The sequence below is a fragment of the Desulfurobacterium pacificum genome (assembly GCF_900182835.1).
Lineage (GTDB): Bacteria > Aquificota > Aquificia > Desulfurobacteriales > Desulfurobacteriaceae > Desulfurobacterium_B > Desulfurobacterium_B pacificum.
This window is the reverse complement of record NZ_FXUB01000007.1, coordinates 1-25,349: the sequence shown is the minus strand read 5'-3', so window position 1 is coordinate 25,349 and position 25,349 is coordinate 1. Positions and strand designations below refer to the sequence as shown.

The 25,349-nt window shown below is 41.8% G+C and carries 26 protein-coding genes; 8 read left to right on the top strand and 18 right to left on the bottom strand.

The annotated features are described in order from the left end of the window. Window positions 1–6 precede the first annotated feature (6 nt). Together QOL23_RS08370 and QOL23_RS08365 are read left to right on the top strand one after the other, a co-directional pair. A complete protein-coding gene (locus QOL23_RS08370) occupies window positions 7–1,797 on the top strand; it encodes a tetratricopeptide repeat protein (protein WP_283401138.1) in 1,791 nt (596 codons plus the stop codon). Continuing rightward, window positions 1,794–2,285 (top strand): hypothetical protein, encoded by a 492-nt coding sequence (locus QOL23_RS08365; RefSeq protein WP_283401137.1) that lies wholly within the window; start codon window positions 1,794–1,796, stop codon window positions 2,283–2,285. Before QOL23_RS08370 ends, QOL23_RS08365 begins: the two co-directional genes overlap by 4 nt. Here QOL23_RS08365 and QOL23_RS08360 read toward each other — a convergent pair. The 6 genes from QOL23_RS08360 to QOL23_RS08335 form a co-directional block, all read right to left on the bottom strand. After that, complete coding sequence (locus tag QOL23_RS08360; protein WP_283401136.1) at window positions 2,282–3,256, bottom strand: PfkB family carbohydrate kinase; 975 nt, start codon at window positions 3,254–3,256, stop codon at window positions 2,282–2,284. The genes QOL23_RS08365 and QOL23_RS08360 overlap by 4 nt on opposite strands. Next, on the bottom strand, window positions 3,256–3,795 hold the full coding sequence (locus QOL23_RS08355; RefSeq protein ID WP_283401135.1) for a YlxR family protein: 540 nt from the start codon (window positions 3,793–3,795) through the stop codon (window positions 3,256–3,258). Before QOL23_RS08355 ends, QOL23_RS08360 begins: the two co-directional genes overlap by 1 nt. Beyond that, window positions 3,792–4,928 carry a transcription termination factor NusA gene (nusA, locus tag QOL23_RS08350; protein WP_283401134.1) on the bottom strand — a complete coding sequence of 379 codons (1,137 nt, stop codon included), beginning with the start codon at window positions 4,926–4,928 and terminating at the stop codon, window positions 3,792–3,794. The genes QOL23_RS08355 and nusA overlap by 4 nt, the downstream gene beginning before the upstream one ends. A 17-nt stretch (window positions 4,929–4,945) precedes the next feature. Beyond that, complete coding sequence (locus QOL23_RS08345) at window positions 4,946–5,434, bottom strand: ribosome maturation factor RimP (RefSeq protein ID WP_283401133.1); 489 nt, start codon at window positions 5,432–5,434, stop codon at window positions 4,946–4,948. Window positions 5,435–5,588: 154 nt separating this feature from the next. Then, entirely contained in the window at window positions 5,589–6,491 is a 903-nt protein-coding gene (locus tag QOL23_RS08340) for a LysR family transcriptional regulator (protein WP_283401132.1), read from the bottom strand. Window positions 6,492–6,501: 10 nt separating this feature from the next. Continuing rightward, window positions 6,502–7,749, bottom strand: coding sequence for a HEAT repeat domain-containing protein (locus QOL23_RS08335; RefSeq protein ID WP_283401131.1), 1,248 nt, complete (start codon window positions 7,747–7,749; stop codon window positions 6,502–6,504). A gap of 144 nt (window positions 7,750–7,893) precedes the next feature. Here QOL23_RS08335 and QOL23_RS08330 point away from each other — a divergent pair, with 144 nt between their 5' ends. The 3 genes from QOL23_RS08330 to QOL23_RS08320 are packed head-to-tail and all read left to right on the top strand — an operon-like array spanning window position 7,894 to window position 11,418. Continuing rightward, window positions 7,894–9,327: a leucyl aminopeptidase gene (locus QOL23_RS08330; RefSeq protein ID WP_283401130.1), complete on the top strand. Its 1,434-nt coding sequence runs from the start codon at window positions 7,894–7,896 to the stop codon at window positions 9,325–9,327. Between the two features lie 25 nt (window positions 9,328–9,352). Further along, window positions 9,353–10,627, top strand: coding sequence for a chloride channel protein (locus QOL23_RS08325; RefSeq protein WP_283401129.1), 1,275 nt, complete (start codon window positions 9,353–9,355; stop codon window positions 10,625–10,627). Beyond that, entirely contained in the window at window positions 10,624–11,418 is a 795-nt protein-coding gene (locus tag QOL23_RS08320; RefSeq protein WP_283401128.1) for a TlyA family RNA methyltransferase, read from the top strand. Before QOL23_RS08325 ends, QOL23_RS08320 begins: the two co-directional genes overlap by 4 nt. Here QOL23_RS08320 and QOL23_RS08315 read toward each other — a convergent pair. From QOL23_RS08315 to topA, 4 genes are all read right to left on the bottom strand, one after another. Next, window positions 11,415–13,013, bottom strand: a complete 1,599-nt coding sequence (locus tag QOL23_RS08315; RefSeq protein ID WP_283401127.1) for a putative bifunctional diguanylate cyclase/phosphodiesterase — start codon at window positions 13,011–13,013, stop codon at window positions 11,415–11,417. The two genes, QOL23_RS08320 and QOL23_RS08315, sit on opposite strands and share 4 nt — an antisense overlap. A gap of 139 nt (window positions 13,014–13,152) precedes the next feature. Next, the gene (locus tag QOL23_RS08310) at window positions 13,153–13,794 is read right to left on the bottom strand and encodes a carbonic anhydrase (RefSeq protein ID WP_283401126.1); all 642 of its coding nucleotides are present in this window, start codon (window positions 13,792–13,794) and stop codon (window positions 13,153–13,155) included. Continuing rightward, entirely contained in the window at window positions 13,794–14,276 is a 483-nt protein-coding gene (locus tag QOL23_RS08305) for a metallophosphoesterase (protein ID WP_283401125.1), read from the bottom strand. The genes QOL23_RS08310 and QOL23_RS08305 overlap by 1 nt, the downstream gene beginning before the upstream one ends. Further along, entirely contained in the window at window positions 14,273–16,366 is a 2,094-nt protein-coding gene (gene topA, locus QOL23_RS08300; protein ID WP_283401124.1) for a type I DNA topoisomerase, read from the bottom strand. The genes QOL23_RS08305 and topA overlap by 4 nt, the downstream gene beginning before the upstream one ends. Before the next feature lie 139 nt (window positions 16,367–16,505). On the opposite strand from topA, the gene QOL23_RS08295 reads away from it, so the two are divergent. From QOL23_RS08295 to QOL23_RS08285, 3 genes are all read left to right on the top strand, one after another. Beyond that, complete coding sequence (locus QOL23_RS08295) at window positions 16,506–16,763, top strand: hypothetical protein (protein ID WP_283401123.1); 258 nt, start codon at window positions 16,506–16,508, stop codon at window positions 16,761–16,763. Then, window positions 16,744–17,118, top strand: coding sequence for a type II toxin-antitoxin system VapC family toxin (locus tag QOL23_RS08290; RefSeq protein WP_283401122.1), 375 nt, complete (start codon window positions 16,744–16,746; stop codon window positions 17,116–17,118). The genes QOL23_RS08295 and QOL23_RS08290 overlap by 20 nt, the downstream gene beginning before the upstream one ends. Window positions 17,119–17,204: 86 nt before the next feature. After that, window positions 17,205–18,323, top strand: coding sequence for a mechanosensitive ion channel (locus QOL23_RS08285; protein WP_283401121.1), 1,119 nt, complete (start codon window positions 17,205–17,207; stop codon window positions 18,321–18,323). Between the two features lie 12 nt (window positions 18,324–18,335). On the opposite strand, the gene hmdC is transcribed toward QOL23_RS08285, so the two are convergent. From hmdC to QOL23_RS08245, 8 genes are read right to left on the bottom strand one after another with little or no spacing between them, the layout of a single operon-like run. After that, window positions 18,336–19,853: a 5,10-methenyltetrahydromethanopterin hydrogenase cofactor biosynthesis protein HmdC gene (gene hmdC / locus QOL23_RS08280; RefSeq protein ID WP_283401120.1), complete on the bottom strand. Its 1,518-nt coding sequence runs from the start codon at window positions 19,851–19,853 to the stop codon at window positions 18,336–18,338. Further along, entirely contained in the window at window positions 19,850–20,494 is a 645-nt protein-coding gene (locus QOL23_RS08275) for a ThiF family adenylyltransferase (protein WP_283401119.1), read from the bottom strand. Before QOL23_RS08275 ends, hmdC begins: the two co-directional genes overlap by 4 nt. After that, a complete protein-coding gene (locus tag QOL23_RS08270; protein ID WP_283401118.1) occupies window positions 20,482–20,982 on the bottom strand; it encodes a FeGP cofactor biosynthesis protein HcgF family protein in 501 nt (166 codons plus the stop codon). Before QOL23_RS08270 ends, QOL23_RS08275 begins: the two co-directional genes overlap by 13 nt. Beyond that, complete coding sequence (locus QOL23_RS08265; RefSeq protein ID WP_283401117.1) at window positions 20,963–21,646, bottom strand: Nif3-like dinuclear metal center hexameric protein; 684 nt, start codon at window positions 21,644–21,646, stop codon at window positions 20,963–20,965. The genes QOL23_RS08270 and QOL23_RS08265 overlap by 20 nt, the downstream gene beginning before the upstream one ends. After that, on the bottom strand, window positions 21,621–22,790 hold the full coding sequence (locus tag QOL23_RS08260; RefSeq protein ID WP_283401116.1) for a FeGP cofactor biosynthesis guanylyltransferase HcgB family protein: 1,170 nt from the start codon (window positions 22,788–22,790) through the stop codon (window positions 21,621–21,623). The genes QOL23_RS08265 and QOL23_RS08260 overlap by 26 nt, the downstream gene beginning before the upstream one ends. After that, window positions 22,777–23,652, bottom strand: coding sequence for a radical SAM protein (locus QOL23_RS08255; RefSeq protein ID WP_283401115.1), 876 nt, complete (start codon window positions 23,650–23,652; stop codon window positions 22,777–22,779). The genes QOL23_RS08260 and QOL23_RS08255 overlap by 14 nt, the downstream gene beginning before the upstream one ends. Then, window positions 23,652–24,032: a roadblock/LC7 domain-containing protein gene (locus QOL23_RS08250; protein WP_283401114.1), complete on the bottom strand. Its 381-nt coding sequence runs from the start codon at window positions 24,030–24,032 to the stop codon at window positions 23,652–23,654. Before QOL23_RS08250 ends, QOL23_RS08255 begins: the two co-directional genes overlap by 1 nt. 15 nt (window positions 24,033–24,047) lie before the next feature. Further along, on the bottom strand, window positions 24,048–25,121 hold the full coding sequence (locus QOL23_RS08245) for a H(2)-dependent methylenetetrahydromethanopterin dehydrogenase-related protein (protein ID WP_283401113.1): 1,074 nt from the start codon (window positions 25,119–25,121) through the stop codon (window positions 24,048–24,050). Window positions 25,122–25,349 lie beyond the last annotated feature (228 nt).

Sequence of the window (25,349 nt, the reverse complement as noted above, 5' to 3'; positions counted from 1 at the left end):
GCGTCTATGAGAAAACGTTTAATATTGGCTGTAACTGGGGTTTTAATTTTTTCCTCTTGTCAAATCCCTCTAAAAGAAAGAATGAAAACAGCTCCTCCTAAAACTATAAAGGGAAACAAGGAAAAGAAAACAGAAGTAGAGGGAAAGGTTTCACTGAAGAAAGAAAAAACGAAACCTACTTCGTTGTATTACTATATGCTTTACCTTAACGCTAAGGCTGATGGTAACTACTCTCTCGCACTTCAATCTATTGAAAAGGCAGTAGAGCTTGAACCTCGTAATTTTTCTTTACTTTTGGAAGCAGCTAAGTTCTGTGCAGAGTTGAGGAAACTGAAAGAAGCAGAAAAATACGTAAAGGAAGCTCTCAAGGTTAAGCCTGATAGTGTAGAAGCGCTTAAACTTTTGGCTGGTATTAAGGTTGTTGAAGGTAAATTGAACGAAGCGGAGAAGATATATAAGAAGATTCTTTCGCTGAAAAAGGATAAGGGCACTTACGTTATGTTGGCAAACTTGTATATCAATTTAAAGAAGTACAAAGAAGCGGAACAACTTTTAAAAGAAGCGGAGAAAGAATATCCGAACGATTATTTGGTGAGTTACTTTTTAGGGCAGGTTTATTACCTTGAAGGGAAGAAAGAAGCGGCTATTCCTCTGTTGGAAAAATCGGTAAAGCTAAATCCTCATTTTGAAAGTGCCTGCGTCCTTTTGGGTAAGATTTTCAGAGAAGAGAAGAAATATAAGGAAGCGGAAAGGTTTCTTAGAGAAGTTCTTAGAAAGACGCCAAACAACGTTTTTGCTTTGAAAGAGCTTCTTTACATCTATATAAAGGAAAATAAGCCACAGGAAGCGTTGAAGATTATTAACAAGTTAGTTGAAATGGAGCCTTACAACTTAAAACTTCTTTCCTGGGTTGCTGCACATCTTTTTGAGATGAAAGAGTACAAAAAAGTAATTCCTATTATTGAAAGGATTACAAAGCTTAACCCTGAAAATCCGAACGTTTACTTTATGTTAGGTCTTGCCTATGAAATGACGGGGGACCTTAAGAACGCTTTGAAAGCTTATGAGAAATCTTTAGACATTTACCCTGAAAACCCAACCGTTTTGGAGAGGACGGCTTCTGTCCTTTACCGTTTGGGTAAGTTGCAGGAGGCGGAAGCCTACTATCAGAGACTTTGGGAATTAACTCACAATCCAGATTATATTTTGAAAGTGGCTCTAATAGCGGATAAAGAAGGGGATACAGAGCAGGCTTATAAAATACTAAAATTGTCTGAAAAGTCTTTCCAGAAACTCCCCAAGGCTTATTTCTACCTTGCGTACTTTGCTGAAAAGTTAGGTAAATATGAGGAAACGGAAAAGTATTTAAAGAAACTTCTTAGAGAAAATCCTGACCCGGATACTTACAACTACCTTGCTTATTTCTACGCTCAAAGAGGGAAGAACCTTGAAGAAGCTTTGAAATTGGTTAATAAAGCGTTGAAAGAAGAGCCGGACAATCCTGCCTATTTGGATACGAAGGGGTGGATTTTGTACAAGATGGGCAAGTACAGTGAAGCCTGTAGGTTTTTCCAGAAAGCGTTAGAATTAAAACCTAACGACCCTGTTATTAGTGAACATTATGGGGAGTGTTTGTTCAAATTAGGGAAGAATAAAGAAGCTGAGAGATATTTGAGGTTTGCACTTGAAAAGATAAAAGCTGACCAATCCTTACAGGAAGAAGAGCCAGGAATTCTTGAGAGAATTAATAAAATCCTGTTTTTAATAGAGAAAAAAGGTAAGAAGGAGGAAAAATGAATTGGGCTATGTTTTTATGGGGCTTGATAGCGTTTTTAGTAATAGGACTTCCTACCATAACGGGACTTATGAGGGTTAATGCAGCTTTGAAGTTCCTGTTAGAAGCTGAGAATGACAACTTCTCTCCGTTGAACGCTATAAAGCCGGGAGGAATTGCCTATGCGCTTACCTTCAGTTTCAGAATTACTTTTTTAACGGCTGTGATTCTTGACTACATTGAGTACATAAAGCAGACCTACTTTATCGTTTCTCTATACATTTTCTTCATAATGCTTGATTTTATCGTTCAGAATTCCGGTAAAGCGTTTGCCGTGCTTTCTATGAATATGAAAAGTGCCTTTGCCGGTGCTACGGTAGTTGCGCTTGTGATTTTCGGTTTGAACTTTGTGATTCAAAGGAAGCTTAAGAAAATCCTCCCCCGCGAAACCGAAAACTTCAGGAAGAACAAAGTTTCTCCTGCTTTGAAAACGTTTGACCAGAGAGGTTAAGACGTTAATTCCGACACAATCTCCTCCCAGCTTCTGTTAGGAGTTGGGAGGCTTTCCTTAAAAAATTCTTTATACCTCTTTTCTACCTGTTCCCATGTTGGCAGGCTGGTTTGTGCTCCTTCTGCTTCTATGGTAAAGGATGCAACGGTTGAAGCTATCCTTCCTGCAGTTTCTAAATCGTAGCCTTTTAGCAAAGCCACTAAAAATCCCGCTCTGTGGGAATCTCCGGCTCCTGTTGGGTCAACCAGCCTTTCTGGTTTTACGGCAGGTATGCGATAAACCTTATCTTTAAACAGAATGATAGAACCTCTTGCTCCTAAAGAGATGCATATCAGTTTAGGTCCTTCTATCTCTCTTATTGAACGAATCTTCAATAACTCTTTTATCCTTTTAGCTTCGTGATTGTTCATAAACAGCATATGAACGAACTTTAAAAGCCTGATTACTCTGTAAGGATACGAGAACGTTTCCTGACCGGGGTCAAAACTTATAAGCGCTGGAATGTTGTTTTTCTTTAGAAAATGGTAATAAAACTCAAAATGACCTGTAGAGAAGTGAAGGACTTTAAACTCCTCAGCCAATTTATGCGCGAGCTTTACGTTTTGGAAAAGTAGTTTTGCAACGCCTCTTTTATCCTCGTAGTAGTAGAGAATTTGGTCGTCACTTTCTTTCTTGCTTATGATAAAGCTTCTTGCTAATGGAAAGGCTTTTGTATTAATGACGCCGCGAACATCAACTCCCTGCTCTGTTAAGGCTTTTTTGTATCCGGTTTTTTCAAAATCGTAACCTGAAACTGCAAAAATACCGCTTCTCCCCCCAAGCCGTGCCACGGCTACTGCAACGTTGGCACCTGCTCCTCCAAACGTGTATCTGTATTTATCTGCCTGTACCGTTTCGTTTATAGAGGCAAATTTCTTAACAACTAAAACGTTATCTATTACGATAGAACCGAAAGCTAAAACATCTTTCATTATTTTTCCTTTAAGCTTTCACTTAGCGTTTTAAGTTTCTGTGCAACCTCATAAAACTTTCTACCAAGTCCAGCTTTCTCTACAAAGACTACACCTGCCGTTCTCTCTTTGCGCAGGGCGTTTCCCAACTCCTCAGAAGTAAACATGTCTTTGAGGGTAAGAGATGCAGCTTCTTTGAGCCTTTCTTTCGTTTTTTCGGATAGGTCTGAACTGAGCAGAAGAACACCTTCTCTGTTTTTAAAACTTTTTACGTTGTCCTGACCGATAACAGTTATACCGGTTTTGTGACAGAGAGAAAGAAGGTGTAATAGGTATTCACGTAGGGAAGATATAACATTTTTTATTAACTCTTCCGCGTTTATCCTGTTTTTAAAGCGCTTTTTAACAAACTGCTTTATACACTTGGAATCGGGACAAACGTTGTATCCCCTGCCGGGAAGTTTCCCGGCAGTATCAAGCATTACGTTACCTTCAAATTCAACGAAGCGTAAAAACTTTTCCTTTTCGTCCTTCTTCCTGCAACCTTCGCAGGTTCTCATTCTTCCTCTTCCATCGCTTCAAGCTCTTCAAGTTTCTTGTAGTCGCTTTCTTTTATGATGTCTATTCCCACTACTTGTCCTGTTTGTCCTACTAATTTTGATGCAAGCCTTGCGTTTACTCCATGTTTACCTATAGCTAAAGACAGCTGGTCATCGGGAACAACAACTTCTACTCTCGTCTCTCCGTTCTCATCTTCGTAAACTTCTGAATGAAGAACTTTAGCTGGAGAGAGTGCCCTTGCAACTAACTCTGCTACGTCATCGCTCCAGAGGATAATTTCTATCTTTTCTCCAGAGAGTTCTCTTGAAATGGGAAGAATTCTGCTACCTTTCACGCCTATGCATGCGCCTACCGGGTCTATGTAGTCCTCTCTCGCTGCAACAGCTACTTTTGCCCTTATACCCGGTTCTCTTGCAACGGCTTTTACTTCCACTAATCCTTCTGCGATTTCCGGAATTTCTATTTCCATTAACCTTTTAAGGAGTTTGGGGTGGGTTCTTGAAAGTATTATATATGGCGGTGGCTGGTCTTCAATTCTTGAGGGTTTCTTTCTGTTATAACGTTTATAGTCAAATACAACGTCGTAGATGTAGGCTCTGATTCTGTCGCCTATTCTGTATCTCTCTTTCGGTATCTGTTCCTCTTTAGGCAGTATTCCTACAACTCTTCCCAAATCTACAACGATATCGCCGTTTCTTCTTATTTCCTTAACGGTGCCTGAGATTACGTCTCCTATTTTCTCTCTAAAGTAATCAAACAGCGCTTTTCTTTCCGCTTCAGTAATTTTGTCGTGAATAACCTGTGCAGCAGCTTTTGCCGCTATTCTTCCAAGTTCTTCCGTTTTAATTTCTACTAAGACCTTATCTCCTACTTTTACGTCTTCTCCTGCAATCTGTTTTGCTTCTTCCAAGGAGATTTCGTGGTCCGGGTCTGTTACTTTTTCAACTACAACCTTTTCCTGATATATCCCAAAATCTTTTCCATCTTCATCTATCTTAACGACTAAATTGCCCCTGTATCCTGCTTTTTTAGCAGCGTTAATGATTCCAGTTTTTACAGCTTCTATTACATCTTCTTTGGATATACCTTTTTCACGACACAGCAGTTCTATAGTTTTCCCTAAACTTTCCATATTTTAATCCTCCTTATTTACTTGTTGAACAGGGAGTCTATGTCCACACGGGCGCTCTTTATGTTTTCATACGGAATCTCTACTTCTGCGTTTCTTGAGACGTCGTGGACTGTAACGCCCGTATCGCTCGTTGAAACGACTTCTCCTTTAAAGTTCCGCTGGTTGTCCATAGGATTTAAAGTTTTAATCTTCACAACTATTCCTATGTGTCTATCAAAGTCTTTCTTGCTTTTAAGCGGTCTATCAAGACCAGGAGATGAGACTTCAAGGTTATAGGAATGGGGAATAACGTCTTCAACGTCTAAAACGGTTCCTATCCTTTCGCTTATCCACTGGCAGTCTGAAATTGTTATACCTCCGCCGGGACGGTCGGCGTATATTCTTAAAACCCAGCCTATTGGTTCTCTGACGAATTCAATGTCAACCAATTCAAAACCGCCTTCTTCCAAAATGGGTAAAAGTAACTCCTTTACCTTTTCAACTATTGCGTTGATTTTTTCTTCCATTGCTTTCCCCTTTTAACGGGTTAAATAAAAAGGAGCGCTCCAGCTGGAGCGCTCTCAAAGAAATATGAGTGCGATGAACACAGACAGCTTCTAACCGCCAGAGTTAAATTTAAGACTGTTAGGAATGGTTAGCAATGGAAAGAAGGGGGAGTATCTATTCCCCCTTCGTTAGCGTGCCTTCTTGGAAGGATAATAGGTAACTTATAAAGTTCTTTGTTATTAGGTTGTAGGAAGCTTCTTTGTGGGTTATGAGGAAGAACTTTCTTCTTATTGAAAGGTCATGAATTTTAACGATTTTAACGTTCGGGTTATCCTTAACTGCGACTTCGGGGACAAATGCGAACACTTCCTTGTTTTTTGAAACGAAGTTGATTATGGCAGTTGTTGTTCCTATTTCAGCCGTTACTTTGAGGCAGTTGGGCAAGATTCCGAAGTTGGAGAGCATTTCCTCTATGAGTTTTCTTGTTCCGGAGCCTTCTTCTCTTATGACTAAGCTGTAGTTGGTGATTTCTTCTATGTTGATTTCGTCGGGTAATTCGCTATCGGAAGCTTTTACTAAAACGAGCCTATCTTCTTTTATAGGTATAACGTTGAGTTCTGGGTCTTCTACTCTGCCTTCTACAATGCCTAAGTTGTAGTACCTTGAAAGAATGTTGTGAACGACTTCTTCAGTGTTTCCTATAAACATTTCAAGGGTTACTTTCTCTTTCTTGAGGAAAGGTTGGATGATGTCCGGAATGAACCAGTTTCCTACGGTGGTGCTTGCTGCAAATCTGAGCTTTTCTCTTGACGTTTTGGAGAGTTTGATGACGATGTTCCTGATTCTGTCAAAGCTTTCTATGGCAGCGTCTATCTCTCTGTAGAGGATTTCACCGTAGGGAGAGAGAACGAACCTTTTACCTTTCCTGATGAAGAGAGGTGCGCCTAAGAAGCGTTCAAGGGTTTTTATTCTGTTTGTTATTGCCGGCTGGCTTACGTTGAGAACTTTGGCAGCTGCCGAGAAGCTGTTCAGGTCAACTACTAATTTAAAAGCCTTGAGCGTGTTGTAATCTACCATGCCCCCCTCCTTAACTGCTGGTTGCCTTCTTGATAGCTTTCATTATGGTATCTTTGATGTCGTCCAAGAATTCGTTCTTATAAACTTCCTTTATTAAATTTAAGTTCTTCTTAAGAGTTTTCTTGGGCAGGAAGCTTAGAGCTTGGGCAGCGTTTGCTCTTACGTCGTCATCAAGGTTGTAGTTGGATATTATGTCGCACAGAATTTTTACGGCATCCTGACAGCCTGCTTTGCCTAAAGCCCATATAGCTGCTGCTTGAACGTCTGCGGATTTGTTATAAACGTTCTGTTTTACGTAGTCGCAGTAGCCTTTTAACTTGTGTTCTCCAATGTAGGTAAGAGCTGCTATACGGGAGGTTGTATCGTCGCTTTGAAGGAGTAGTTTGAGGACTTTAGGAGGTATGTTGCCTTTGAAGCTCGGCAATCTCAGAGCAAAACGTTTCTGGAATTGAGGTTGCAGCAGATAGGTTTCTATTGTGCTGTAGAAGGCAGGGTCGTTTGAAGCTACCAAAACGTCAAAAGCAGCTTCTTCTATTTTTTGGTCTTCTGTATTTCTGAGTATTTTTTCAACGGTTTTGTTGACCGTTTTGTCAGGATAGTACTTGAAGAAGTTGAGAGCGGCTAATACATCTTCCGGTTTTGGTGATTTTAGGAGTTTTTTCATGTAAGGTTTTGCCGGTTTGTACTTGTGCATTCCTAAGATTCTTGCTAACAGTACTTTTTCGTCTGCGTTCTTGTCTTTTTTGAGTAGTTCAAAGAGCTGCTTGTCGCACAAACCTTGGAACTTTATTAGTCCTACTATGGCAGTTCTTCTGATATCCGGGTCTTTGCTGTTTAGAAATCTGCAGAGGACTTTTCCTGCTTTTACGTCGTCAAAATTGCTGATGGCGTAAACGATGTTCTTTATCACTGCTTTGTTTTTCTCTTTTTTTAGAGCTTTGAGTAGGCAGTTCTCGGCTTCTTTGTTTGTATAGTAGTAATCCCCCAACCTCTCTGCGACGGTTGCTCTTACGTCGGTGCTTTTGTCGTTTAAGAGCATTTCACAGAACTTTTTTACTAACTGCGGATTGCCGCTTTCTGATAGGTAGTAAACTGCTAATTTGCGTTCTGTTGGGTCGCTGCTGTTGAGTTTAAAGAGCTTTGGTGATTGAACCTGCTGTGAACCTTGGGGGAATGCCTGTGCTACTGGTGAGAGGAATAGTGTTGTTAAGATTCCTATTATTGTTAGGATGTAAGAGGTGGGGGTAGGGTTTTTCATTGTTGTGTCCTCCTGTGAATGTAAATTTATTGTGATTATAAGAAAAATTTATTTGCCTTGCTTTTAAAGGGGAAGAAAAAGCGGTTATTTGAGGATTAAGTTGTGTTATATTCAGGTTAACCGATTTTTATTTGGAGGTAAGGAATGAAGGTACGTTACGCTTCTGAGATAGCTGGCAGGAAGGCTGATACTCTCGTTTTTGGTGTTTTTGAAGGATTGAAAGATTTGATGGATAAAGATGCTGAACAGCTGAAGAGTCTTGGTTTTAAAGGGAAGGTTGGGGAGACTGTAACTCTTCCAGGAGAGGGGAGTTTTAAATCGGTCGTTTACGTTGGGCTTGGCAAGAAGGGAGATGTAGACCTTGAAAAGGTCAGGGTAGCTACTGCTAAGGGTATCAGAGCTGCTGAGAAGAGTGGAGCGAAGAAGGTTGTGGTGGATTTTCCTGAAGTTGAGAGATTGGGAGGAAAAGAAGCTAAAGCGATTGCCGAAGGGGTAATTATTGGCGCTTATAAGTTTTCTAAGTATAAGAAGGAAGAAGGTAGTAAGTTGAAAGAGATAGTTGTTGCCGGGAAGAAGGAGTTTAAGGAGGAGTTTGAGGAGGGGAGGATTTTTGCCGAAGCTGTTAACTTCGTGAGAGACCTGGTGAATGAGCCGGGAAACGTTATCACACCTGAAAAGCTTGCCGAGGTTTCTGAAGAGTTGGCTGCAAGGTATGGATTTGAGTGCAAGGTTTTTGACGAAGAAGCGCTTGAGAAAGAAGAGATGGTTGGAATATTGACCGTTGGAAGGGGAAGTAAAAATCCCCCCCGCTTCATCCACCTTTCCTACAAACCCAAAAAACCGAAGAAAAGAGTTGTTTTAGTCGGAAAGGGCGTAACGTTTGATAGTGGCGGTCTAAACATAAAACCTGAACAGTTTATGAAGACAATGAAGTCTGACAAGGCAGGTGCCTGTGCCGTTTTAGGCATTATGAAGGTAGTAGGTGAAGTTAAGCCTGACGTTGAGGTTCACGCCCTTATACCAACTGTTGAGAACATGCCTGACGGTAAAGCTTACAGACCTGACGACATAATCGTTTATAAGAACGGCGTAAGCGTTGAAGTCCATTCCACTGATGCCGAAGGTAGACTCATATTGGCTGATGCCCTTATCTACGGTTCTGAGCTTGAACCTGATGTTATGATAGATATGGCAACGCTTACAGGCGCTTGCGTTGTGGCTTTGGGACATTACACGTCAGGTCTCTTTACAGAAGATGACAGGTTAGCCAACAAGCTGTTAAAGGTGTCAAAGGAAACGGGTGAAAAGCTGTGGTGCATGCCTTTAGATGAAGACCTGAAAGAAGATATTAAAGGCACTTACGCTGACGTTCAGAACGTTGGAAAAACGAGATACGGTGGTGCCATTACGGCTGCGCTCTTCCTTCAGAAGTTCGTTGACAGCAAGAAAGTTAAGTCCTGGGCGCACATAGATATAGCAGGACCAGCTTTCCTGGATAGAGAATGGAAGTATTACGCTCCGGGCGCTACAGGGCAGCCGGTTAGAACCGTTGCTGAAGCGATAATTAAGGGGGAGTAATCCCCCCTTTAAATAAGGTGAAGCGTTGAGAAAGCTTAACGTTCTGTTCTTTTCTTCGTTAATTACCGGGGTGGTGACGGGATTTTTCGTTTCCGTTTACGTTTTGATGAGTAAAGTGTTTTCCTTCATTTTCTTTCAGGGAGACCCGATTGAAACAATACCTCATCTGCCTCTCTGGTATCTCATTTTCGTTCCTACTGCTGTAATTCTCTTCGTTAACTACCTGATAGAAAGGAACGATAGAGTCAGGGAATACGGACTGAGAGAAATCGCTCAGGCTATAGCAGATAACAGGATTACTTACACTTTTGGCGACCTGATTTTAAAAATCATAGCTTCTGCTCTTTGCATAGGTAGCGGTTTCGCAGTTGGAAATGAAGGTCCTTCTGCTGCGATTGGCGCAATGATATCTTCCAGATTTCACAGGCTCTTTAATTTACCCAAAGAGCTTACCAAAGTTTCAATAGGTATAGGAGCAGGAAGCGGTATCTCTGCCGTTTTCGTTTCCCCCATAACGGGGATTCTCTTTGCCGTAGAGAACGTTGCTTACTTTTTAGTAAAGGATTTTATAGGCTTTCTCATAGTCGGTAGCTTTTCCGCATTTTTAGTTGCTCTACACTTTCTGATGCCCGTTGTTTTCAAGTATTCAGCCGGGAAGCTGTTTCAGACCGATTATCTGATAGCAGTTATGCTTTTTATTCCTTTAATTACCTCATCTATTTACCTCTACCTTACGCTCAGAGATAGAGTGATGTTTTTCCTCTCTTCCTTCCTTGAGAGGAAAGTTCCCCGCTCTTACAGGATACCGCTTATTTCTGTGACTTCCGGAATAGTGATAGGTTTGCTTCTGAAAGTCTCACCTTACGCTGCGTTTTCCGGTCACGAGGTTGTTGTGGCGCTTATGAACAGTAAGTATCACTTTCCTCTGTTTCTGATTTTCCTGTTGGCTGTTTTGAGGATTGTTGCCAACGCAGTTTCTCTCTACGCGAACGCCGTTGGTGGTTTGTTCATAACGCTTATGAGCATAGGTTCTTTGGTAGGATACGGTTTTGGCGAGATTATGAGGAGTTTCGGTTTCTCAACTGAGCCGTTTTACTTTGCGGCGATAGGTGCAGCTGTTTTCGTCGGTGTTGTCATGAAAGTTCCGTTTACTTCTGTTGTTCTGGCTCTTGAAATAACTTACGACTATAACGTTGTTGTTCCTGTAGGTTTTATAGTTGCCGTTTCATCTTTGCTTACCGGGATGATTTTTGATGTCAGGAAATTAGTGCTTAAAGGGTTTAAGAGGAAGGTGAAATGAAGAAGGAAAGGATAGATAAACTTTTAGTTGAAAAAGGTCTTGTAAAAAGCAGAGAAAGGGCGAAAGCTCTGATAATGGCTGGAAAAGTAAAGGTTAACGGTCAGGTTGTTGATAAACCGGGAACGTCTGTTCCTGCAGACAGCGTGATAGAGGTGAAAGAGGAGGACATTCCTTACGTTTCAAGGGGTGGACTGAAGTTAGAGACAGCTCTGAAGGAGTTTGGTGTTGACGTTTCAGGTTTTGTGTGTCTTGACGTTGGCGCTTCAACGGGTGGATTTACCGATTGCCTTCTTCAGCACGGAGCAAAGAAGGTTTACGCCGTTGACGTCGGTAGAGGTCAGCTTGACTGGAAGTTGAGAAATGACCCGAGAGTTATCTCTATTGAACGTTTCAACGCAAGGTATTTAACCGAAAAGGAGATTCCTGAAAAGGTGGATTTGGTTGTTATGGACGTCTCTTTTATATCTGTGACGAAACTTTTACCGGTGGTTAAGCAGTTTTTAAAGCCTGAAGGAAAGATGATTGTTCTTATAAAGCCCCAGTTTGAATTGACCAAGAGGGAGGTTGATAGAGGTAAAGGGGTGATAAGAGACCCTGAACTTCACAAGAAAGCGATTAATAAAGTTTTAGAGTTTGCTCGTTCTATCGGACTTTATCCTGAAAAATTGACCCTTTCTAAGCCGAGAGGTCCTAAAGGGAATAAGGAATTTTTAGTTTTGCTCTCTCAAAAGGAAGGTGATGATAGGGTAGATGCTTCTTTTGTTGATAGAGTTGTGAAGGTTGACGACTAACGTTTTTTCGTTATCAGGTTGAAGAACTCTTCTACCGGTAGCGGAGGGTAGAAGAAAAATCCCTGTCCTTTGTAGCATCCCAACTCTTTGAGTATATCTATCTGTTCCTGTTTCTCTATGCCTTCGGCTACAACTTCTAAAGATAGAAGCTTTCCTATGTCTATTATGAACTTTACGATGCTTTTGTCTTCTATGTTTCTGTCTAAGTTCAAAATGAAACTTTTGTCTATTTTGATTTCCCAGGCTTTCAGGAGTTTGAGCCTTGATAGAGAAGAGTATCCGGTTCCGAAATCGTCAATTGAGAGTTTTATCTTCCGCTTTTTAATCTCTTCTAACGTTTCCATCAGGTTTTCTGTGCATTTGGTTGCTTCTGTTTCTGTTATCTCAAACACTAAAAGTTCCGGGTTGATTCGGTAGTTTTTGATGAGTTTGTCTATTAGAGGAATGAACCTTTTATCTATCAGTTGAGAGTAGGATACGTTTACCGAAATGGGAATATTAACGTTTAACCTTTCAAGCCTTCTTAAAACGTTGAGACTTTTCTTCAGTATGACTTCGCCGACATCAAAAAGGAGACCGTATTCTGTGATTACTGGAATCGCTTCGCCTGGCGGGACGGAACAGCGCATCAACGCTTCTGCACCTATGATTTCGCCTGAATTCAGGTCAACCTTTGGCTGCAGGTATATTGTTATCCTGTTCTCTTTAAGGTCTTCTTTTATTTTGGTTAGTATTTCAAGGACTTTTTCTGAGATGCCGATATCTTCTGAGAATACGATGAGAGGCACCTGTCTCAGGAACGCTTCTTTCTGGGCTAATTCTGCTTTTACCAAAACGCTTTCTCCGTGTTCAGGGAAGAACGATGCGCCGATGTTGGGGACTACGTATACCTTTTTGCCGTTGGTTGAAAAAGGTTCTTTGAAAACGTCTAAAACCTTGCTGACTATGGGTTTGAGTTCTTTGAGGGGATTTTCGCAGTCGTGGTGATGGACGATGATGAATTTGTCGGAGTAAAATCTGAATACTTTGCTGTTGCAGTCTTCTAACGTTTCTTTTAACCTTTTCAGTATTTCTGAAAGTATTCTGTCGCCTGCCTTTATGCCGTAGCTGTCGTTTATTCTGGAAAAGTTTTCAATGTCAACGGATAGGATTAAGAATCTGTCGCCGTTCTTTACCAGGTTGCTTATGTATTCTATGACGAGACTTTCGTTTATAATCTGGCTATCTTCGGCGACTGAGCAGTCAAGTTCTGCTAATGCCAGGAAAAATTTATTTTTCAGTTTTTTCAGGAAAAGCATGAAAAACGAAGAGTCCACTTTTACTATCGTTAGGGAGGAGGGTAGCAGTAAGGGTTGGTTGTTTTCTATCAGCTCTTTGACCTTTACAGGTATTTCGGCTTCTGATAGGTTTTTTGGAAAAAGAGTGTTGAAAGATTTAGAGATGGATTGAAGCTTTCTCTTTAGAGTTTCAAGAGCTTCTTCTTGGGGAATTTCTGAAAGCAGCCTGAGGAATTCAATGATGTAGGAATCTTTAAAGTAATCTATGCACTCTGAGGATTTAACTATTTCCTCTGATAGAAAAATCCTCCACTCCACCCTGCTTACCGCCAAAATAAAAATGCAAATTTCTATTGAATTTAATTCTCTTTTTGTAAGATGCAACAAAAATTATTAACTATTAGTAGCCACCTTACAGGTATAGTGCTAATTCTACCAGTTAGACGTTAAATTTTCGTTAAAACTGCAGGTGAATTCTTTTTATCTTTCTTTCCTTTAATGATTCTGGAATGCTGGAAAGCAGGTCGCTGTTTCTTATCTCTTCCGGGTCTTTGAGACCGTTAAGGTTTATCAGGTAGAAACCGCTTCTTTCTCCGTAAACGCAGGCTTCATCTAAAACGAAACCGCACAGCAGCAGTTCTTTCTTTTCTATTTTTTCTGAAAGTTCGGGGATGGAGAGGAGTTTTTCTATCTGGACGTCTATGTTTATTTCCATTAAGGCTGCTTTTCGGCTCTTTTCGTCCTCTTCGTAGAGTGAAACTATTATGTCGGAGTTTTCTTCGTAGATTTTCTTTAGTAGTTTAAACTCCACTTCAGATGCCTGAAACTCAAAGGAAACGAACTTCTCAAGGTCAAGTGCGGAGGAACCTGCAATTGCCACTAAAGGAACGGAAAGCTCTTTGACGGCGTAGTAGATTGATGTCAGGTTCGGGAACGCCTGAACGGCAGAGTTTGCGATGATATAGCTTTCGGGAAATAGAGAAGATAATCTCCAGACGATAGAAGACGTTGTTACTATGCAGCAATCGTGGTGAGAAGGTTCTTCCTTTACTGCGCAATCCCTCAGCAGTAACTTTTCTATTACTTTTACTGCTTCCATTAAACCTCTCTCACCTCAATTACGTTTTGTAAAGTATCAAGTATAGCAAACGTGGATTTTCCCGTTAAATAACCGCACAACTCTCCTGGATTTATAACCTGGCAGCCGTTTATCACTCTCGTATCTATTTCGTGAGTATGCCCGTAGAGGATGTAGTCAAAGTCGCCCGATTTAGCGAGGCTTTCAACGAATAAAGGTTCATGCATTATGGCGAATTTTTTGTTGTCTATGACCTTTAAAGCGGGTGGTTTCTCTATAAGTCCACCGGAAACGGAGATAAGTCCTGCAATTTCTCCGTCGTTGTTGCCGAAAACCCCGTAAAAATCGCACTTTAATTCTGACAGCAGAAGCTTAATGGAAAACGGAGAGACAAAATCTCCGCAGTGGATTACGAGGTCAACGGATTCTTTATTCACAATCTCAGTGAAGCGCTTGATTTTCTCTAAATTGTCGTGGGAATCAGAAACGATTGCTATTTTCATTTCTTCGCTCCCTCTGGCGGTTTGTTTGAAACGTAGTCGCAGTTCGGATACCTGCTGCAGCCGTAGAATATTCTACCTTTTTTGCTTCTCCTTTCTACTATTTCTCCTTCGCCACACTTTGGGCACTTTCCATAAGTGATGGGGGCAGTGTACTTACATTCTGGATAGTTGGAACAGGCTATAAACCTTCCAAACCTTCCTTTCTTTATCACCAGTTCACCGCCGCACTTAGGACACTTTTCTCCTGTCTTTTCCTCTTTTTCTTTTAGGCTTTCTTTGTACTTGCACTCTGGGTAGTTTGAACAGGCTATAAACGCTCCGTAGCGCCCGTGAATTTTTAAAAGCGGAGCGCCACATTCGGGGCAAATTCTTCCTATTTCTTCGCCCTTTATGTTTTTAAGCTCTTTTTCTGCATTTTCTAAAACTTTCTTAAACTCTCCGAAGTAGAACTCTTTCAGCAGTTCTTTCCAGTCTTTTTTTCCTTCTTCTATTTTGTCCAGCTCTTCCTCAATGGAGGCGGTAAACTTTATGTCAACTATTCTTGGGAACAGCTTTTTAAGTATGGAGTTGATGAACTCGCCTAATTCTGTCGGTTTTAGCTTCTGCTTTTCTTTGTCAACGTAGCCTCTTTGGATGATGTTTGAGATGATTGTGGCATAAGTTGATGGTCTGCCGATTCCTTCCTCTTCTAACGCCTTTACTAACGTTCCTTCTGTGAACCTTGGGGGCGGTTCTGTAAAGTGCTGAACGCCTTTAACTTCTTTGAGGTTAACTGAATTGCCTTTTTCCAGCGGCGGCAGGAGCTTTTCTTCTACTTCTACCGGATAAACCTTAAGGAAGCCTTCATCTTTTAGCGTGCTTCCGGTTGCTCTGAAGGTAAGACCGTTGCCTTCTATGTCTGTAGATACGGTGTTGAAAACGGCGTCTTTCATCTGTGAAGCTACAAATCTGCGCCAGATTAGGTCGTAGAGCTTGAATTGTTCTGGCGTTAAGTACTTCTTTACGCTTTCTGGCGTTCTGAAAACGGAAGTTGGTCTTATCGCTTCGTGGGCGTCCTGTGCGCTGGCGCTTTTTGTTTCGTAAACTCTTGCTTTTGAAGGCAAGGATTCTTTGCCGAACGCTTCTTTTATGAACTTTCTTGCTTCTTTAACTGCTTCGTCCGACACTCTCGTTGAGTCCGTTCTCATGTAGGTAATTAAACCTACCCTTTCGCTTCCTAAGTCTATACCTTCGTAGAGTTGCTGGGCTATCTGCATGGTCATTTTTGCTGGAAATCCGAACCGTTTTGAAGCTTCCTGCTGGAGCGTTGAGGTGATAAAAGGCGGATAGGGTTTTCTGCGCCTTTCCTTTTTTTCAACGCGGGTAACTGTGAACGCTGCGGATTTTGCCCTTTCAACTAACTCTTTAGCCTGTTTTTCGTTTTCTATTGAGAACTTGTCTAACTTTTTGCCGTCAACGGCGTAGAGTTTTGCCGGGAACTCGCTCTTTTCCTTTTCAAATGTGGCTTCAACGGTCCAGTATTCTTTTGGAACGAACTTTCTGATTTCTTCTTCTCTGTCGCAGATGAGCCTTAGCGCTGCTGACTGAACTCTACCTGCTGAGAGAGCTTTTTTGAACCTTTTTGAGAGGAGAGGAGAAATCGTGTAGCCGACGATTCTGTCCAATATTCTGCGTGCCTGCTGGGCGTTTACTTTGTTTTCGTCTATTTTATCCGGGTTTTTAACGGCTTCAGCTATAGCTTTTTTCGTTATTTCGTGAAAGCGGACTCTATATATGCCGTCTTTTTTCAACCTTTTAAGGGCGTTGGCTATGTGCCAGCTTATCGCTTCTCCTTCTCTATCCGGGTCTGTTGCAAGGTAAACGGCTTCTGCTTCTTTTGCCGTTTTCTTTATCTCTTTGAGTATTTTGTCCTTTCCTTTTATCGTTACGTATTTTGGTTTAAAGTCTTTTTCTATGTCAACGCCGAACTCTTTTTCTGGCAGGTCAATTACGTGTCCCATAGACGCTTTGACTATGAAGTCTTTGCCTAAGTATCTTTGAATCGTTTTGGCTTTGGCAGGTGACTCTACGATAAGGAGTTTTTTTCCCATCTTTCAGCCTCGCTTTTAGGGGGTGTCGGCTAACAAAATGTATAATACTTTTTTTGTGAGGCAAATAGTGGGGGTATAATCTTTGCAGGTGTGGTGCTTGAGGATTAATCTATAGGTATAAATAATTGTGGGGAATATGATGAAGCAGATGCAGATAAGTTTAGATGAGGAGCTTTTTTCCTTACTTAGTGAAGAGAGCAAAAGGACTGGTAAGACGGTTTCTGAGATAATGGTTGAGAAGTTGAGAAAAGTTTTTAAAGAAGAAAGTGTGAGAGAAGAAAAACTTTTAAGAGTTCTTGGCAGAGCTTTTGGTACCTGGAAAGATAAACAGATAGATGTTGAAACTTTCGTTAGGGAGTTAAGGAGAGGGGAAAGGATTGATAGTTATAGATACTGATGTGCTGATTTGGGTATTGCGAGGAAATGAGGAAGTTAAAGAGAAGTTTGAAAGGGCAATAAAAGAAACGAGGGGGAAACTTTACATAACGCCTGTTCAGATTGCTGAAATTTTTGCCGGTATGCGCAAAAGAGAGGAATTAGAAACCAGAGAGTTACTTGAAGCTATTCCTGTTATTCCAATAGATAGAGAAACCGGGGAACTTGCAGGAGAATTTGTTAGAAAGTTTAGAAAATCTCATTCAGTTGAGCTTGCAGATGCTTTGATTGCTGCAACTGCTAAGAAAAGGGGGATGAAGTTGTGGACATACAATAAGAAGCATTATCCGATGTTGAGTGAGGAAGAATTTTATTAATATGTAAAGAAAATTATTTGAAAAGTGAGAAAATTTTCATATATTTCTACTTAGTATAGTTTAACAAAATTTAAGGAGGCGGGAAAATGGAGGTTTACGGCATCTGGAAGGAAGTGATACCTTACGCAATTGTTGCGGTTAAAGCCGTTGTAATTGCAGTTATCGGTTGGGTTATTGCTGCTCTTGCAGGTGCGGGCGTTAGGGCAATTTTTGAGCGCTTTGAGGTGTTGAAGAAGCAGAAGGACCTGCCAAAAAGTGCAGGAGACCTGGTTTACTACCTGATTCTTTTAGTAACTGCCGTTGCAGTGTTAGAAGTTTTAGGACTTAAGTATGTGACGCAACCGTTTCTTGACCTTCTGAACAAGGTTGGTGCTTACCTGCCGAACTTGATTGGTGCTGTTGTGATAATGGTGGCGGGGGGATTTTTTGCAAAGATTGCAAAAGAGTTCGTTCACTCGCTCCTTGACACGTTCCAGATTAAAGAGATTGGTGAGAAATACGGCATAGAGGATTTGAGCGGTGCCGTTGCCAACTTTGTTTACCTTATGATTCTTCTGTTCGTTGCCATAGCTGCGCTTAACGCTCTGCAAATAGAAGCTATTTCAAAACCTGCCATTGCCATGATAGGTTCTATTTTAAATGCCGTTCCAAGAATCATAGCTGCGATAATTATCTTTGCAATTATCTACTACGTTGGCAGGTTCGTAGCTGACGTTGCGTCAAAAATCGTTAACGAGCTTAACTTTGACGAGATTGCCAAAGTTGTTGGAATTTCTTCCGATAAGTTAAAGTTTGACGAGCTTGTCAGATACGTGATTGTTGCCTTTGCCGTTTTGATAGGTCTTTCTCAAGCTTTTCACTACATTGAAGCTCAGGCGCTTTACTCAATTACCTACAAGTTCACGGTAATAGCCTTCAAGTTAGTTGTTGCCTCTGCCATCGTTTTTGCAGGTGCTTACTTTGGCTCAATATTTGAAAGCAGAGTGGAAAACAGAGAAATAGGAAAGCTGATAAAGGCTGCGTTTATCGTTGCTGCTATATTTATAGCGCTACCTTACGTTGGAGTTTCCGGCAGAGTTATAGAAATCGTTGTATTCTCTATCTCAATAGGGCTTGGACTTGCATTTGCCCTTGCTTTTGGGTTTGGCGGTAAAGACGTTGCGGCTGAGGTATTGAAAAAGCTATTTTTGAGGGAGAGGGAGTAATCCCCTTCCCTTTTATAAAAGAATTACTTTTTCTATCTGGCGGAACCTTTCTTTTAGCTCTGGAATGAATGATGCTAAAACTGTAAGGTCTGAACTTTCAATGCAGGAAGCGTCGCTTCCGTAGTGCCTTTTTACCTTTATCGGCAGGCTTTCTGAAAGCACTTTAAATGTGGATTCTTCAGCTTTTAGGTCTTTATCGCTTATGTGAACTTCTTCTACAACGTCTGAAAGGTGGTGGGCAATTCCCCAGCTTAAGAACCTTGCTCCTAAAATCCCCAGCCTTTTTACTTTCCTTTCTGTTATTAGCTCTTTCACCGATTTGAGTGTGAAGTTCGTTTTTACCTTTTTGCCAAGCGGTGAAGAGAGAGTTAAAAACCAGTGGGCGTCGCCTAAAGGAATGCCGCATAACTCAAAAGAAGGGTAGAGGTATTCAAAGCCTAAAAACTTTGCAGAAGCCGTTATGATTTCTATCGTTTTTCTGTCTGATGGGACGGGGAAGGGGGATTTTTTGATTTCCTGGTTCATTACCTCTACAACTTTTGGAAGACCGAACTTGTCGGGGGTTATCTCTTCGGGATAGTAACCGGACATGTAGGCGTGGTGGTTGCCGGGAAATCCTGTTATCACGCTGTTGAGTCCGCACCTTAATCCAAACCTCAGTTCATCTTCATACTGTCCGTTTGAGGCTACAATTTTGCCTTTTGAGAGAATTCTTGCAGCAACAATTGCTTCTCCAAAGGCTCTCGGTCTGTTTTCTGCCGTGTTGTAGGGTCCTCCCTCTATAACGATTTCATCTATGTCGTATTCCATGCAGGCTATTAGTCCTTTCAATAGCTCGTCTTCGCCGTTTCCTACGCATATGATTGCGCCGACCCCTTTGCCTCTTTCTTTTGCAAACTTTATAACTGAAAGAGTTTCTTCCTTAGAAGCCGAATGAGAGGTTTCTTTCTGGAAAGACATTAGGCTGACGCTTATTGACTGGACAAGCTCTGCCCAGCCTTCCTTTTCGTTTTCGTAGAGTTTTTCTTTTTCTATCAGCCTTCTGTGAATTCTTCCTCTCGGGCATCCGTTAAATCCTTTGCCTTCTTTGTAGCAGTAGGCGGGGCATTTTGAGATGTATTCGGGGTAGCGCATAGGTCCAGATGCGCCGAAGTGGTCTGCATCCATCGGCATGTCCGTTAGCTGCCTTAGTTCTTTTAAAAGTTCAAGGGGCGTTTTGTTTTCTCTTTCTGCTAAGTCTGCAACAACGTATGAGCAGACGTGGACGGTGAAGCCTAAACGGTCTGTAAGTCTGAAGGCGCCTTTTATTTCGTCTATGCTTTGCTTCAAGCTCACGACATCAACGAGGGTTTCTATCACGTTACAGCCGAACGGAAACGCCTTCATTTCCGTTCCTAAACGCTGGAGTTCTTCGTCTGTTAAAGTTTTGAGTGTGGAGAGGAGGTTTTCGGGATTTTTCCTGCCTTCTTCCATGAGGGACTTTTTGCTTTCAAAGTTACCTTCAATTGCACCTTTTATCAGCTCTTTCATGTTTTTCTCCCGTAAAGTAGTTTAAGAGAAAGTATTGCTATCTTTTCGGCAACGTTTTCAAGTATGGTTGAAGTTATGGGGAGTCCGTCTTTTATCAGTTTTCCCGTTCCAACGACGAAGACGTTTTCAGCGCCGGTTAGCTTTTTTAGGTAGAGGGCGGGACCTGCGCCTGCCTTTTGTAGTTTTTCTACTTTTACCTCTTCATCGCCAAAGCCAAATACGCCGTTTGTTGTAATTAGGGGGATGCCGTGTTTTTCTGCCTCCTTTGAAATGGCAGCGACTAAGTTAAGTGTGTTTCCTCCGGCTATTGTGGAGACGATTACATCGTGGTTTTTTATTAGATGGAAGTGTTCTTTTGAGAAGTTAACTCCGAACGTTTCTACAATTCTGTAATTTCGCTCTACGGGATAGAGCCTTTTTAGAAATTCCACTTTCTTTTCACCTATTCTGGCACCTTTTGATAGGTGGTAAGCGTCTTTTCCGTCAATTCTGCTGCCGTCAAAGACGGTTATTTTTTTGAAGCCTCCTCTGTGAACCTGAATTAGCTTTTCAAATACTCTAAAGCCGAGCCTTCCTGCACCTAAAAGGAGGAGAGAGCCAAAGGGTTTGAGCTTTTCTTCTAACTTTTTTACTTCATCCAATTCAGCGCCTCCAGGAAAGGGGGGATTTTTTTGTGTTTGACGAGGGAAATTATGGCTTTTACCGTAAGCTCGGCAGCAGACTGGCTGCGCTCTTTTATCTCTTCGGCACTTGAGTCTAAAAGGTTTGCGCTTACTTGAGAGCGCAGGAAGTAGGTTTTCTCGTTGTAGATTATGACTACGGCGCCTCTGCCTATTCCTGCAGATGAGCCGATGGCTATTTCGGCGTTGAAAATATCCTTTACGCCTCTTGCAAGTAGAAACGCTGCTTCAAGGTCTGTTTTTTCGTCGTAAACTTTTATTCCTTTTATTGTATGTTGGGGTTTTGGTAGTTTGATTTTTAAGAGCTTTTCTGCCGATTCTACGGTGGGGAAAAATCCTGCAAAAACAACTTTTAGCGGTAAGGGGTTGGGAGTGTAGGGGGCGGAGAGGTGGTGGATTTTTATTCCTATCTGGCAGTGGGTAAAGCATTCAGCCGACGCAAACGTCAAATGGAACCTCCGGTGGTATGAAGGTTGTTTTGACGTAGTTTGACAGCTTTTCTGCAAACTTTTTTACGCCGAAAACTTCCGTTAGCGGGTGCGGGACATCTATGAAGCTTATTCTGTTGTGCAGGAGGAACTGGCAGGACTTGTGGGTCAGGTCGCCGGATATTACGGCATCAACGTTTAGTTTTTCGCATTCTTTCAGGAATGGGAAGTAGTTGAGACCGCAACCGCTAAAAAAGGCAACTTTCTTGATTTCTCTTTTGAAGAAGCGGTATCGTAAGGGGACGTTTTTAAAGGTTTCTTTTGCTTTTTTCAGCAGTTCTTCTGGAGTTATGTGCGTTTTTGTGAAGACGCCTAATCTGTCTTTGATGTATTGGAAGGTTTTAAATCCGAAAGTGTTTAAAAGGGCTTCGTGGCATCCGCCGTTGCACCTGTCAAGGGGCGTGTGGAGAATGAATGTGGGTATTTCGGGAACGGTGAGGGGTTTGTGATGGAGAATGAGGACGGAGCAACCTATAAGATTAGAGGGCAGGTCAACGGCGACGGCAACAGAATCTATCTTTTTGGGCGGTGAGTTCAACCAGCCATAGAAGTCACCTTCCATTATGAACGATTTTGGTGCGAGCGTTTCTACGATTTCTTCAAACTCTTTCAAGGATAAACTCAAGGTTTCCCACCTCTTTTTCTATGATTTCGTCAAGGTCTTCGCTTTTTACTTTGCCCTTTGGGGCTGAAACGGACAGGATAGGATTGTTGAGGGCGTTCAGGAAAGAGTCTGGAGATGAGAATTCAAAGAGCAGGGATTCAAAGAAGGAAAGCTGTGGAACTGCGTAGAGGATGGGGAGTTCTTTTTCTGCTCTATCTGCGGCATTTCTTGAGATTTTGACGGTGAGGGTCATCGTTCCGCTTGTGTTGAAGTTGCGGTTTTTGAGTTTGAGGAGGTAGTGGGGGGATTTTTCGGTTTTTAGTTTTCTGTCTGCCGACGGTTCTTCGCTCACTGTGATTTTAGCCGTGAATTTGCCTGCTTTTTCTTTTTCCACTTTTACGCCGCCGTAACCTGTAAGGTCTATGATAAGGTCAAATTTGTCTGTTTCAGGCTGTTTTGCTTTTGAGATAGTAGAGCATAACTGGAGAACGTCGTGGTTGATGTCGTAGATGTAGATTTCTTGAAAGTTATCTTTGAGCAGTTTTGGCAGGAATGCGCCCCACAGGTAGCCGCCGATTATTAAAAGTGAATTTCCTTTAAAGGTTTTTAAGAGTTTTGCTTTTTTTTCTGCTATTTTTCGTATCAGGTCTAAGAATGTAGCGTTTGAGTAGATTGTTTCTGTTTTTTCGGTTATGCCTTTCCCGGTTCTTTTCATTCCTAACCGCTGGAAAAGTGCTGATACGTTGGCTATTAAGGCTTGTTCTAAGGGGAGCTTGTGAATGTGGGAGGGAGGGGACGTTACGGCTGAAACTATTGCGCCGCTTTTGTGAATCAGGACTGTCAGGGCGCCGCTTCCTGGAGCGCCAAGCCTTCCGCGGGCTAACAGGAAGTCGCAGTCTGAAATGAAACTACCGGCAGTTGCTTTTGAGAGAGCTGGAATGGGAGTCAGGTCAAAACAGTTTGTTGGAATAGTTATTTGTTGGACACTCTTTATTCCAAAGCTTTGAGCGACTTTTTTGGCTATCAGGAATTTTTTGTAGTTGTTCGTTGCTATACCTAACATTCCCTTTTTGAGCAGCTCTACGATTTTTTCTGTTTCTTCAGGTTTGTCACCTTTTCGGTTGCCCGTTAGGGATTCAAGGTAAGCGTTTTTAAAGTTTAGCATCGGCTTCTCGCGTTTTAACGTTTGTTTTGATGTTGGCGGAGGAGAGGAGGGGGAGGATTTTTTCTAATATTCCTGCTTCCGGTTTTGCCACTCCTTTCACTATGAAAGGATAGTTTTCAGGGATAACGGTGGCAATATTTGTAGCGCCTGCCTTGATGACTTCTATCAAATTGTTGTAGTCAATAGTGGGAAATGGAATAGTGATTCGTTTAGGGTTAATTTCATTTTTTACTTTTTTAATGAGGTTGATTAGCGTTGGTATAGGAGGAGGTTGTTTGTTCTCAAGAGGTGTTCCTCTGTAAGGCTGGAATCTCATGATAGGTATCTCTTCTGCTTCTATTTCTTTCAGGAGCTTTATATGTGCTTCTCTGTCTTTTTCCGTTTCACCTATACCTAATAGAATCCCAGAAGAGAGTTCTATCCCTTCTTCTTTAATCCAGAAGCACACTTTTAAGCGTTGTTCAAAAGAGTCTGATGGCTTTAGTTTTTGAAATAGCTCTCTATTTGTAGTTTCTAAGTTGCAGCAGATGGTATCTGCGCCGGCCGACTTTAACGTTTTTATTTTCTGTTTATCTAAGTCTCCGCCTACGTTGATTAAAACTTTCAGGTTAGTGTGTTCTTTTACCGTTTCTAAAGCTCTGAGAATTAATGAAAAATTCCCATAACCTGCAGATAGACTAACTCTCTTTATTCCACTTTTTTCAATGGATATGGCGGCTTTTTTTACATCTTCAGATAGTCGTGAAAAGTTCTGGAAGTAACCTTCCGGCGAAGTGCCTGCTGCGAATCCACAGAAGTGACACTTCACCGGCAGAGAACAGTAGTTGCTAACGTGTATGGTAGAGGTTATCTCTACCAGCATCAGGAACCTAAGACGGAAATAATCCTTTCTATAGCATCTTCTACTTCAATGTTGAGAAGACCTATGTTTGCATCCGATTTTACAACGCACACCAGTATTGCCCTTCTACCTGCTTTCTTGGATAAAATGTTTTCGTTGCTACACCTTACCAGTGCATCGTGAAAATCCCCTGCTTCCACCAACTTCGCAAGCCTTTCCGACGTTCCCACTACAGCTGCTGCCATAGCTGCTAACTTCTGGTCGTTGAGGGAGCTTTTGAGAACAGTGGAAACTACAACCTGACCGTCAGGAGTGGCTATTAAAGCGCCAAACAGGTCGGAACCTAAAGAATCTGCAAGGTCGGAAAGAATGCTCTCTAATTGCTCCTTTTTGCTTGCCATATTTCATCCTCCCTATTAGCTTTCTTCTCTCTGAGATACGTCACTATAAAACTTCTTCCAGGTTTCTCTTAATATACCTTTCAAAACGTCATCGCCAACCAATTCTTCCATGTAGTTAAGCAACATCGGTGATGGAGCTGAAGGATGGCACGGCTCTGAAGGTGTAAAGGTTTCTGCCTCTTTCAAGAGTTCCGGTGCAATTTCTGGAAGCTTTTCTAATATTTCGGAAGCGCTGAGCGTGGTCTTCTGTATGTTTTCGTCTAAAACCATGGACTTGAGAGAATCCTTCATGGCGTCAATATTTAGAAGTTTTATTAAGCCGCCTAATCCGTATTTTGCTACAAGGCTGGCAACTACCTGCAAAGATTGAACTATTTGAAACTCTGTCATTGAACGTCTCGTTTTGAGAACATCCCTTGCGACTCTGTAGTATTCTATTGCGCCGGCAAAGGCTATTGCAGTTGTCACAATTCCCATATCCCCCACAGGGGAAACCAATTCAGCTGGCAGTAGATAAGTTTTCTTGCCGGCATCTTCTGCTAACTTTTTGAGTCTTTCTATCTGTTCTTCAGAAACTATCGGTCTTTTGAGTAGTTCGTTCGTTGCTATTAAGTAGTGCTTGTGCTGAGGTGTCCCCGGTATTGCAGCAGGGTGCATGGTTGAGAAGCCAACGTCTTCTCTTCCTTCCATTAAAACGGCATTCTGAAGGTAAGAGTTGAGTACCAGTATGGACATTGTGCAGGTTGTGCATATAACGCCGTTTTCTGCTAAATGAGGCAGAATCGTCTCGGCTACTTTGAACGTGATACCAGCTCTGAAAGGTGTAAACAGGATGGCTACGTCTGCACCTTCTGCTGCGTCAACGTCGTCACCGGTTAGTTTAACACCTGCATCTTCTAACTTTTTAATGACTTCAGCTGGAACTTTGTCAAGGTTAGGGTCTGCTAAAACCGTGTCGTATCCAGCTTTTGCAAATTCTAACGCCATTGCTGAACCGCCGTAGGGAGGTTCTCCTCCCAACCTTTCGGGGACGTTCAATTTGTTAAGATAGTAGTTAAGGCTTCCGAATCCGAATACGGCGACTTTCATAGTTTCTCTCCCGGAGTTAGTTGAGTTTCATTAGAAGCTGATTTAAGTATATCATTTTTAATAACAATTTAGAGATTCCTATAATAGGTGGGATAATAGTAAGTGCGAAATGAAGTAGAAAGGAAATTTATAGAGGAGTCAACTATCAGAAATTAAACACGGAGCCTGAGCAGGATGCTGAAAGCACTGACCCTTAGAAAGCATAGCGAACAGGACACGAATAAGCTT